This is a genomic window from Streptomyces sp. NRRL S-337, from assembly GCF_000720175.1.
Classification (GTDB): domain Bacteria; phylum Actinomycetota; class Actinomycetes; order Streptomycetales; family Streptomycetaceae; genus Streptomyces; species Streptomyces siderophoricus.
Genome location: NZ_JOIX01000077.1, coordinates 25,153 through 36,015, shown reverse-complemented (window position 1 = coordinate 36,015; position 10,863 = coordinate 25,153). Strand labels below are relative to the sequence as shown.

The window sequence follows — 10,863 nt, the reverse complement described above, 5'->3', positions numbered from 1 at the left end:
TGCGGCGCCCCGCACGTAGCCGTCTCTCCCGCCGCGGGGCTCGCTCGCCGTTGCGCCTGCGGCGGGCTGGGTTTGTGGTGGGTGCGGTGACGGACCTCCCGTTGAGGGGAGTGGGCCGGTGTTTGGGACGTAAAGCGACAGCAGTCCCAAACACCGGCCCCGCAGGCCCGTCACCGCACCCACCACAAACCCAGCCCGCCGCAGGCGCAACGACGAGACGCCCCGCGGCGCCGCAGACAGCTACGTGCGGCGCGCCGCAAAGCGCAACGGCGAGCCGACCCGCGGCGGGACAGCCAAGTACGTGCGGGGCGCCGCAAAGCGCAGCGCCCCGCGGCGCAGCAGACAGCTACGTGGGGCTACCCGCGAAGCGGAAAGTGGCAGGAGGCGGAGTGGCCCGCGCCACCCCCCACCGTCGGTGGTGGCTCCGCCGCGCACCGTTGCGTCGCGAAGACGCACCGCGTGCGGAACCGGCACCCCGACGGTGGGTCCGCGGCCGAGGGGGTCTCGCCGCCGAGGGGGCGGGAGGCGGGACCGGGCGGGCGGACCGTGTCCAGGAGTCCGCGCGTATAGGGGTGGAGCGGGCGGTCGAAGACCGCCTCCGCGGGGCCGGTCTCGACGAGTTCGCCGAGGTACATCACGCCGACCCGGTCCGCGACGTGCCGCACCACCGCCAGGTCGTGCGAGATGAAGAGGTAGCTCAGGCCCTTGTCCCGTTGCAGGGCGCGCATCAGGTTGAGGATCTGGGCCTGGACGGAGACGTCGAGCGCGGAGACCGGTTCGTCGGCGACCACGAGAGAGGGGGCGAGCGCGAGGGCGCGGGCCAGGCCGAGGCGCTGGCGCTGGCCGCCGGAGAATTCGTGCGGGTAGCGGTCGACGGCGCCGCGCGGCAGTCCGACGTCGTCCAGGAGTCCGGCGATCCGCCGCTGCCGGGCGGCCCGGTCACCGATGCCCTGGATGACCAGGGGTTCGGTCAGTACGGCGCCGACCCGCATCCGGGGGTCCATGGCCGCGGCGGAGTCCTGGAACATCAGCTGGACCTCGCGCCGGTGGGCACGCAGCTCGCGGCCCCGCAGCGTGGCCAGGTCACGCCCGGCGACCTCGACGGTGCCCGTGCTGGGTGTCTCCAGGCCGACCGCCAGCCGGCCGAGGGTGGATTTGCCGCAGCCGGACTCGCCGACGATGCCGAAGGTCTCGCCGCGCCGGACGGTGAGCGAGATCCCGGCCACCGCGCTGATCTCGGCGGCGCCCCGGCGGCGGGCGAACGGGCCGCCGTGCAGCGGGTAGGTCTTGGCGAGGTCGGTGAGGCGGAGCAGCGGTGCGTCGGTGCGGGGCGGTGCCGCGGCGGGGGCGGGCGGGCGTATTTCGGCGACCGGGTCGGTGCCGGGGGCCGGGCCGGCCGGGTGGAAGCAGGCGAAGGCGTGCGCGGCGTGGTCGGCCGGCCGGGCGCCGTCGGGGCCGTCGGTGAGCTCCGGTTCCGCGGTGCGGCAGAGGTCGGTGGCGAAGCCGCAGCGGGGTGCGAAGCGGCAGCCGGTGGGGCGGGTGGTGAGGACCGGTGGGAGGCCGGGGACGGTGGCGAGCGGGCGGGCGGGGTCGGGGGCGCGTTCCGGGAGGGCGGCGAAGAGGGCCTGGGTGTAGCGGTGCCGCGGGGTGGCGAACAGCGGTTGTACGGGGGCGCGTTCGGCGATCCGGCCGGCGTACATCACCGCGACCCGGTCGACCCGGCGGGCGATCACCCCGAGGTCGTGGGTGACGAGGATCAGGGCCATGCCGAGCCGGGTGCGCAGTTCGTCGACGAGCTCCAGGATCTGGTGCTGGGTGGTGACGTCGAGGGCGGTAGTGGGTTCGTCGGCGATCAGCAGGTCCGGTTCGCAGACCAGGGCCATGGCAATCGCGACGCGCTGCCGCATGCCGCCGCTGAGCTGGTGCGGATAGTGGGCCATCCGCTCGGCGGGGCGGGGCAGGCCGACCAGGCCGAGCATCTCCTCGGCCTTGGCGCGGGCCTGGGCTCTGGTCAGCGGGGTGTGCAGACGGAGCGGCTCGGCGACCTGGGCGCCGATGGTCATGGTGGGGTTGAGTGAGGTCAGCGGGTCCTGGAAGACCATGCCGATGGTGTGGCCGCGGACGCCCTGCAGGGCGGGTTCGGGGGCGGCGGCCAGGTCCGTGCCGTGGAAGAGGATGCGTCCGCCGGTGATCCGGCCGCCCGCGGGGAGCAGGCCGAGGACGGAGAGGGCGGTGAGGGTCTTGCCGCAGCCGGACTCGCCGACCAGGCCGAGCGCTTCGCCGGGGGCGAGGTCGAGGTCGATGCCGTCGAGGGCGTGCACGGTCCGGTCGCGGGTGGCGATGTCCACGTGCAGGTCGTCGATGCGCAGCAGGGGTTCGGTCATCGGTGGCTGCCCCGTCCCGTGTCGAGCCGTACGTCGAAGGCGTCCCGCAGCCCGTCGCCGAGGAAGTTGAAGGCCGCCACGACCAGCACGATCGCGAGGCCCGGCGGGAAGATCAGCCACCAGTGGCCGACCTGGGTGTAGGTGATGCCGGCGGAGAGCAGGGAACCCCAGTCGACGGCGGGCGGCGGCAGGGAGAGGCCGAGGAAGGAGAGGTAGGCGACGTAGAGGATGGCGTCGGCGACCTGGAAGGTGGCGTTGACGACGACGGTGCCCAGGGCGTTGGGCAGGATGTGCCGGAACACCGCCCGCCCCGTGCCGCCGCCCATCAGCCGCATCGCGTGGACGTAGTCCCGGCTGCGCAGCGCCAGCGCCTCGCCGCGCAGCAGCCGGGCCGGGGAGAGCCAGGCGACGGAGGCGATGACCAGGATGAGGACGGGCTTGCTGGGGGTGACGAGGGTGGCGACCACGACGAGGAGGAAGAGCGCCGGGATGGCGAGCGCGGCGTCGGTGACCCGCATCATCACGGCGTCCAGCCAGCCGCCGAAGTAGCCGGCGACCGCGCCGTAGACGGTGCCGAGGAGGGTGGCCAGCAGCCCGGCCGCAAGGCCCACCTCCAGGGAGGTGCGGCCGCCGTACATCAGCCGGCCGAGCAGGTCGTAGCCGAGGTCGGTGGTGCCGAGCAGGTGGCCGGCGCCGGGGGCGCGGTTGGCCCGGGTGAGGTCGGTGTGGATCTGGTCGGTGGGGTGGAGCAGCGGGCCGAGGAAGCAGAAGGCGAGCAGGGCCAGCAGGATCAGGGCACCGGTCAGCGCGAGCTTGTTGCGGCGGAGGCCGGTCAGGACGCGGCGGACCGGCCCGGGAGCGGCCGGCCCGGCCTCCGGCGGTGCGGGGGCGGTGGTGGTCACGGCACGCTCCTGATGCGCGGTGCGGGGGCGGTGGTGGTCACGGCACGCTCCTGATGCGCGGGTCGAGGACGGCGTAGGCGACGTCGGCGAGCAGGGAGCCGAGGACGGTGGCGACGCCCACGACGAGGGTCACTCCGAGGAGTACGGGGAAGTCCGAGCCCTGGGCCGCGTTCCAGAACAGCAGCCCCATGCCCGGGTAGTTGAACATCGACTCGACGACGAGGGTGCCGCTGAAGAGGGTCGGCAGGTAGAGGCCGAGGAGGGTGACCAGCGGGATGAGCGCATTGCGCAGCACGTGCCGGACCAGCACCCGGGCGCCGGACTGGCCCTTGGCGCGGGCGGTGCGGACGTAGTCCTCGGCGAGGTTGTCGAGGACCGCGGAGCGCAGATAGCGGCTGAAGGCGGCGACGATTCCCAGGGCCGTGGTCACGACCGGGAGGACCAGCCCGGCCGGCTGGGCGAGGATCCCGCCGACCGTGTCGGCCTGCGGCGCCTCGGCGGGCAGCAGGGGCAGCTGCTGGCTGAAGACCAGGACGAGGACGAGCCCGAGGAAGAAGACCGGGGTGGCGTAGGCGAGGAAGGCCAGGCCGGTCAGTACGTGGTCGGCGGCGCGGCCGCGGCGTACCGCCTGCAGGATGCCGAGCGGTACGGCCAGGACGGCGGCCAGCGCCAGCGCCAGCCCGGCCAGCAGGGCGGTCCTGGGCAGCCGTTCGGCGAGCAGCGAGGCCACGCTCTGGTTGAGCTTGTAGGACTCCCCCAGGTCGCCGGTGAGCAGCCGGCCGAGGTACATCAGGTACTGCTGGGGAAGCGAACGGTCGTATCCCTGCTGGTGGTTGAAGTGCGCGACGGCCTGGGGTGTGGCCTGCACACCGAGGATGGCGCGGGCCGGGCCGCCGGGGAGCAGGTGCAGCAGGACGAAGACGATGACGGAGACCAGCAGCAGGACGACCAGGGCCTGGGCTAGGCGCTTGGCCAGGAAGCGGGTCACCGGCCGACACCGCCCTTCTTGACGTAGTACCAGTCCTGCGGGGCCAGTGACAGCGTGGGGTTCTGGTCGACGCCGCGCAGGTCGTTGCGGATGGCGGAGACCTGATAGGCGGGGTTGGGGGTCCACAGCACCGGGAGGCGGCGGGCGACCTCGCGGCCGTAGGCGCGCAGTGCGGCGGGATCGTCGGAGTACTCGGTGGCCCGGATCAGCTCGTCGGTACGACGATCGGCCCAACTGCCCATGTTGGAAGGGGCGTTGCTGGCGAAGATCTTCTCCCCGCTGGGGTCGGGCGGGAAGTACCAGCTGCCCTGGGTGCCGAAGAAGCCGAGCTGCCAGGCGGAGCAGACGGGGTCGGCGGTCCGGCAGGGGACGGTGGTGCCCAGGACCGTGTTCAGCGGCTGCTGCCGGACGTCGAGGGCGATGCCCGCCGTGTCGAACTCCGACTTGAGGACCTGCATGGTGTTGGAGGTCTCGGTCGAACCGGACTGGGAGAGCAGCGAGAGCCGCAGCTCCTGCCCGTCCTCGATGCCCGCGCCGCACGCGCCGGCGCCGCGCCCGGGCCGTACGCAGCGCAGCACGCCGTCCCGGGCGGCCCAGCCGTGGTCCGCCAGCAGCGCCTTCGCCCGCTGGGGGTCGTAGGGATACGGATCGGTGGCGAGCAGACCGGCCGGGACCGGGCCGAGGGTGGGGGCGGCGCTGCCGTGCCAGATCACCCGGGAGATCGTCTTCTGGTCGATGAGGTGCTGTAGCGCCTGGCGCAGATAGGTCTGCCGCAGCAGGGGCCCGGCGGTGGGGTGGTGGTAATTGAGCACGAGGTAGGTGATCGCCCAGCCCTCCCAGGGGTCGATGCGATAGCCCATCGCCCGGAATTTCGCCGACTGTGCCATGACGGAGGGTGGCAGGTAGCCGTAGTCGACGCCGCCGGCCCGCAGGACGTTGAATTCGGAGTCGGCGGTGGTGAAGGGCTTGAGGACGACCCGGTCGAGATGGGGTTTGTCCGGCCCGCTGTAGTGCGTGTTGGGGATCAGTTCCACCTGCCCGGCGGTGGTCCATTTCGCTATCTTCCAGGGGCCGTCGACGGTTTTCCACAGCGGGTCGGTGGCGAATGCGGAGAACTGCCGGGCGTGCCGCATCAACCGGGCGAAGGCCCGCCGGGGGTCCTCGTGGTGCGGGTTCCAGGCGTGTACGGGGAGGGCCACGAAGTCCTGGAGTTCGTTGGCGGTGAACCACGCCGGATTGTAGGCGCGGTCCAGCCGGAGCCGGAAGGTGCGGTCGTCGAGGATTTTGAATGCCGTGACGTCGTCGGGCATCAGTTTCGGCGAATACCCGGCCCATTCCTGTCTGTTGGCCTTGATGAGATCGAACCAGAATTTCACGTCGCGGGTGGTGACGGGGCGCCCGTCGGACCAGCGGTAGCCCTTTTTGAGGGTGATGCTGACGGTGCGGTTGCCGTCGCCGTAGCGGGGTTTTTCGGCGAGGCCGCGGGGTGAGTCCAGGGTCAGCGCGTCGCCCTTCTTCTCGGGCAGGTAGAGCCGCAGGAACAGCAGGTCCTGGATGGCACTGTTGTAGGAGGCCAGATAGCCGGGGGCGCCGATGGGGAAGATCCAGTTGGGGGTGGAGGCGGGCGGCAGCGCCATGGTGGCGGTCCCGCCCTCGACGGGCACGCCGCCGGTGGGGCCCAGCTCGGTGACAACGTTGCCAGGCGGGCCGCAGCCGACCAGCGCGGCGGCACCGAGCAGGACGGCGGCCACCAGCCGGCCGGCTCGGCCCTCTGCACCAAGTCGCTTACCGGGGGCGGGAGTTCGTGTCCTGTGCGGGCCCATACTGCCTCCGGGAGGTCGGGCCGGTGGAAGAGTGCGAGCAACGTACGGACGGCCGCGAAAAGAAGTCAAGACCCTGGCGAAACCGGGCCGACTGCGCTCTACTGGCAGCGAGTTGGGACGGAGGTTGCTTCGGTGGCGAAGGAAGTTCATCGAAGGAAGCCCGCCGAAGGAAGCAGGAAGTCCGGAGCCCGCACGAAACCCGCGCGCCGACCGCCGGCCACTCCCCTCGCCCCGACCGCCCCGCGAAAGGCACGTGCCCATGCCCCTCCCCGACGAGCCGCCCGGTTCCGCCGCGCACGTCCTCGCGCTCGTCGCGAACGGCTCCGCCACCTCCCGCGCCGACCTCGTCCGCGAGCTCGGGCTCGCCGCGTCCACCGTGTCCGCCCGGGTCCAGGAACTGGTCGAGGCCGGGCTGCTGACCGAATCCGGTGAGGGCGCCTCGCGCGGCGGCCGGCGGCCACGGCTGCTGCGGGTCGCCGGGCAGGGAGCGGTGGCGCTCGCCGCCGACCTGGGCAGCCACCACCTCCGTACCGGTGCGGTGGGCCCGACCGGCGACGTCTTCGACGCCGAGGACCACCCGACCGATCTGACCACCGGCCCCGGGCCCGCCCTGGACGCCCTCGCCGACCGGCTGGGCGCGCTGGCCGAACGGCAGCGGGCGGCCGGGCGGACGGTCCGCGGCGTCGGCATCGGTTTCCCCGGTCCGGTCGACGCCGACGGCGCCCGGGTCGTCGCCCCCTCCCGGATGCCCGGCTGGCACCTGTTCCCGCTCCGCGACCGGCTGGCCGACCGTCTCGGGCTGCCGGTGCTGCTCGACAACGACGCCAACATGATGGCGCTCGGCGAACACCGCGCCGCGCACCCCGCCCGGCGCCATCTCGTCGTCGTCAAGGCCGGCCGCGGCATCGGCTCGGGCGTCATCAGCGACGGCCGGCTGCACCGCGGGGCGCACGGTGCGGCCGGCGACATCAGTCACGTCCGGGTGGACGAGTCGGCCCGACTCCCTTGTTCCTGCGGCAACATCGGCTGTCTGGAGACGGTGGCGAGCGGCGCCGCGATCGCCGCCACGCTGCGTGAGCGGGGCATCCCCGCCGAGTCCGCCGCCGACGTCCTGCGGCTGGTCGAACACGGCGACGCGCAGGCCACCACCCTGGTGCGGCAGGCCGGCCGGGACATCGGTGCGGTGCTCGCGGTCGTCGTGAACTTCTTCAACCCCGAGGCGGTGATCCTGGGTGGCGCGCTGGCCGGTGCCCAGCCGCTGGTCGCCGCGGTGCGCGGGATGCTCTACGAGCGCTGTCTGCCGATGGCCACCAGCGAACTCACCATCGACACCGCGGTCTGCGGCCCGGACGCGGGACTGCTCGGCGCCGGCCACGCCGTACTGAGCGGCATCCCGCCCGCCGTGCCCCACCCTCAGCCCGGCCCCGGCACCCCGGGAGCAACGCCCGCCACATAGCAACGCCACCGGCGAACCCCCACCGCCCCCTCCCCCGCCACGAAACCCGCCACCCAGGGAAGTGAGCCCGCATGGCCCCAGCGACGACCGGCCGCCCGCTGCGCATCGGCATCGGCGGTATGGCCATCGAGTCCAGCCAGTTCTGCCCGCACCGCTCGACGTACGACGACTTCCGCGTCACCCGGGGGCGCGAACTGCTGGACCGCTACACCTGGACCCGGCCGGACGGGGACCTCTCCGGGGCGGTCGAGTGGGTCCCGCTGGTGCATGCCGTCGCGGTGCCCGGCGGTCCGGTCGAGCGCGCCACCTATGACCGCATCCGCTCCGAACTCACCGACCGCATAAGGGAGTCCGGCCCGCTGGACGGGCTGGTCTACGACATCCACGGTGCGATGAGCGTCGTCGGGCTGGCCGACGCCGAGGCGGACCTGACCGCTGCCGTACGTGCGGCGACCGGCCCCGTCACCCTGATCTCGGCCGCCATGGACCTGCACGGCAACGTCTCGCGCCGGTTCGCCGAGCACCTCGATCTGCTGACCGCGCACCGGATGGCGCCGCACGAGGACGCCTGGGAAACCCGGGAGCGGGCCGCCCGCAACCTCGTTGCGCGGCTGGTGTCCGGCAAGGGCCGCCCGCACCGGGCCTGGGTGCAGATCCCGGTGCTCCTCCCGGGCGAGAAGACCAGCACCCGCCTCGAACCGGCCGCGTCGCTCTACGGCCGGCTGGCGACCGTCGAGGCACTCGACGGGATCGTCGACGCGGCGCTCTGGGTCGGGTACGCCTGGGCCGACGAGGAACGCTGCCGGGCCGCGGTGGTGGTCACCGCGGACGATCCCGGGCTCGCCCTCGACCAGGCCGGCGCGCTGGCCCGCGCGTACTGGGACGCCCGCCGGGACTTCACCTTCGTCGGCCCGACCGGCGACGCCGACGACTGCATCGCCCGTGCGGTGGCCTCGTCCGCCCGGCCGTTCCTGATCAGCGATTCGGGCGACAACCCCACCGCGGGCGGGGCCGGCGACCTCGCGTACATGCTCGGCCGGCTGCTGGCGCACGAGGACCTGGCGAGCGGCCGGCGCACCGCGCTGCACCCGGGCCTCACCGATCCGGCGGCGGTCGCCGCGTGCTTCGCCGCTGGGCCGGGCGCCGAGGTGACCCTGCGCGTCGGCGGCTGCTTCAGCGCGGGCACCGGCCCGCACGCCGCCTCGTACGAACTCACCGGCACGGTCACGGCGTTGGAGGCCCCGGGACCCGCCTCGGGCGCACCGCGCGGCAATCCGGCGTACGACGGTGGCGGCCGGCGCGCGGCGGTCACCCGCGGCGGGGTGACGGTGATCCTGACCGAGCGGCGCACCCCGTTCCACACCCGCGCCGACTTCGGTTCGCTGGACCCGCTCGACTACGACCTGGTGGTCGTCAAGATCGGCTACCTGGAACCGGAGTTGTACGCCATGGCCGCCGACTGGCTCCTCGCCCTCACCCCCGGCGGCGTCGACCAGGACCTCCTCCGCCTCGGCCACCACAAGATCCGCCGCCCCTTGTACCCGTTCGACGACGAGGACTTCGCCGACCCGGATCTGACCCCGCGCTTGCTGTAGGACCGGGGACGACGCTCGCTGCGGAACCAGGCCGGAGCGCCCTGACGGGCGGCGTTACCAACGGCTGCGCCACCGCGTTGGGGCCCAGCAGGGGGCTCAGGCATCCCCTACGGGAACTGTTCGACTGCCCCCTACGGGTACGGATCGCCCCAGACCGTTCCCTACCCCCATACCGCTCCGGCCTACCGTCGCGGACTGCCATCGCGACCTACCGTCGCGGGCTTCAAGGACCGGCTGCGGCCGAAGGCCCTCGCTGCTCGCGGCTACGGCTGCGGATCGCGTGCGTCGTACCTCGCGAATGCGCGGCGGCCGAGGCCGAGGGCCGTGACGGTCAGGATGCAGGCCAGGCCGCCGCCGATGACGGCGGTGGCCGGGGAGGTCAGGTCGGAGGCCGAGCCGGCGAGGAAGTCGCCGAGGCGGGGGCCGCCGGCGACGACGACGATGAAGACGCCCTGGAGGCGGCCGCGCATCGCGTCCGGGGTGGCAGCCTGGAGCATGGTGCTGCGGAAGACCATCGAGACGGTGTCGGCGCAGCCGGCCACAGCGAGGAAGAACAGGCCGAGCCACAGGTTCCGGGAGAGCCCGAAGCACGCGATGGCCGCGCCCCAGGAGGCGACCGCGAGCAGGATGGCCAGGCCGTGCCGGCGGATGCCGCCGAGCCAGCCGGAGAACAGTCCGCCGAGGACGGCGCCGACCGCGGGCGCGGCGACGAGCAGGCCGACGGTCTTGGCGTCGCCGGCGAACCAGAGCACCGCGACCGCGGGGAACAGCGCGCGCGGCTGGGCCAGCACCATGGCCGCCAGGTCGGAGAAGAACGTCATCCGCAGGTTGGGGCGGGTGGCGAGGAAGCGCAGACCGTCGAGGACGGAGGCGCGGCGCCGCGGGCCGTCGCCCTGGTCGGGGCGCATGGACGGCAGGCGCCACATCGCGTAGAGCGAGCCGCTGAAGGCCACGACGTCGATCAGGTACGCGGCCTGGTAGCCCCACAGGCCGACGATGACGCCGCCCAGCATGGGGCCGCCCATCAGACCGAGGTTGCTGGTCAGGGAGTTGAGGGCGTTGGCGGCCGGCAGCTGTTCGGTGGGCAGCAGCCGGGGGATCATCGACGTGCGGGCCGGGGAGTTCATCGCGAAGCAGACGGCCTGGAGGGCGACCACGGTGTAGAGCAGCCACACCCGGTGGTATCCGGCGAGCGCGGCGGTGGCCAGTGTGAGGGACATCGCGGTGGCGCCGGCCGCGCTGTACAGGCCGAGTTTGCGGCGGTCCACGGTGTCGGCGATGGCGCCGCCGTACAGGCCGAAGACGACCAGCGGGACGAGCGAGCACAGGCCCACCAGTCCGACCGAGAAGGTGGACCGGGTGATGGCGTACACCTGCAGCGAGACCGCGAGGGCGGTCATCTGCTGGCCCATCCAGGAGATGGTGTTGCCGCACCACAGGCGGCGGTAGTCGGGCGAGGTGCGCAGGGGTGTCAGGTCGGCGAATATGCGGGAATGCCAGGGCGTTCCGGTCTTATCCGGACGGGCGCCGGTGGTCTGCCCGATGGTCCGTCCGGTGGTCTGCCCGGGCGTCTCACCGGAGGTCTCGTCGGACGTCTCGCCCGAGGTCGTTGTATCGGCCACGCGGCGCAGTAAAGCATGAGCATGACCGAGGACCGACGGCAGGGCGGGAAGAGGCGTCCGGGCCGTACGCCCCTTACGCGTCCCGCTTCACCG

The 10,863-nt window shown here is 73.2% G+C and carries 7 protein-coding genes; 2 read left to right on the top strand and 5 right to left on the bottom strand.

The window, feature by feature from the left end:
- Nucleotides 1–356 precede the first annotated feature (356 nt).
- The 4 genes from IG62_RS0134025 to IG62_RS0134010 are packed head-to-tail and all read right to left on the bottom strand — an operon-like array spanning nt 357 to nt 6,025.
- Complete coding sequence (locus IG62_RS0134025) at nt 357–2,384, bottom strand: dipeptide ABC transporter ATP-binding protein (RefSeq protein ID WP_030812526.1); 2,028 nt, start codon at nt 2,382–2,384, stop codon at nt 357–359.
- The gene (locus IG62_RS0134020) at nt 2,381–3,286 is read right to left on the bottom strand and encodes an ABC transporter permease (RefSeq protein ID WP_030812523.1); all 906 of its coding nucleotides are present in this window, start codon (nt 3,284–3,286) and stop codon (nt 2,381–2,383) included. The genes IG62_RS0134025 and IG62_RS0134020 overlap by 4 nt, the downstream gene beginning before the upstream one ends.
- A gap of 37 nt (nt 3,287–3,323) precedes the next feature.
- Complete coding sequence (locus IG62_RS0134015; protein WP_030812520.1) at nt 3,324–4,274, bottom strand: ABC transporter permease; 951 nt, start codon at nt 4,272–4,274, stop codon at nt 3,324–3,326.
- Entirely contained in the window at nt 4,271–6,025 is a 1,755-nt protein-coding gene (locus IG62_RS0134010) for a peptide ABC transporter substrate-binding protein (RefSeq protein WP_234326858.1), read from the bottom strand. Before IG62_RS0134010 ends, IG62_RS0134015 begins: the two co-directional genes overlap by 4 nt.
- A gap of 331 nt (nt 6,026–6,356) precedes the next feature.
- On the opposite strand from IG62_RS0134010, the gene IG62_RS0134005 reads away from it, so the two are divergent.
- Together IG62_RS0134005 and IG62_RS0134000 are read left to right on the top strand one after the other, a co-directional pair.
- A complete protein-coding gene (locus tag IG62_RS0134005; protein WP_078872418.1) occupies nt 6,357–7,553 on the top strand; it encodes an ROK family transcriptional regulator in 1,197 nt (398 codons plus the stop codon).
- A 71-nt stretch (nt 7,554–7,624) separates the two neighbouring features.
- Nucleotides 7,625–9,148, top strand: coding sequence for a M81 family metallopeptidase (locus tag IG62_RS0134000; RefSeq protein ID WP_030812510.1), 1,524 nt, complete (start codon nt 7,625–7,627; stop codon nt 9,146–9,148).
- Nucleotides 9,149–9,411: 263 nt separating this feature from the next.
- Here IG62_RS0134000 and IG62_RS0133995 read toward each other — a convergent pair whose 3' ends face one another.
- The gene (locus IG62_RS0133995; RefSeq protein WP_051799002.1) at nt 9,412–10,692 is read right to left on the bottom strand and encodes an MFS transporter; all 1,281 of its coding nucleotides are present in this window, start codon (nt 10,690–10,692) and stop codon (nt 9,412–9,414) included.
- Nucleotides 10,693–10,863: the final 171 nt, after the last annotated feature.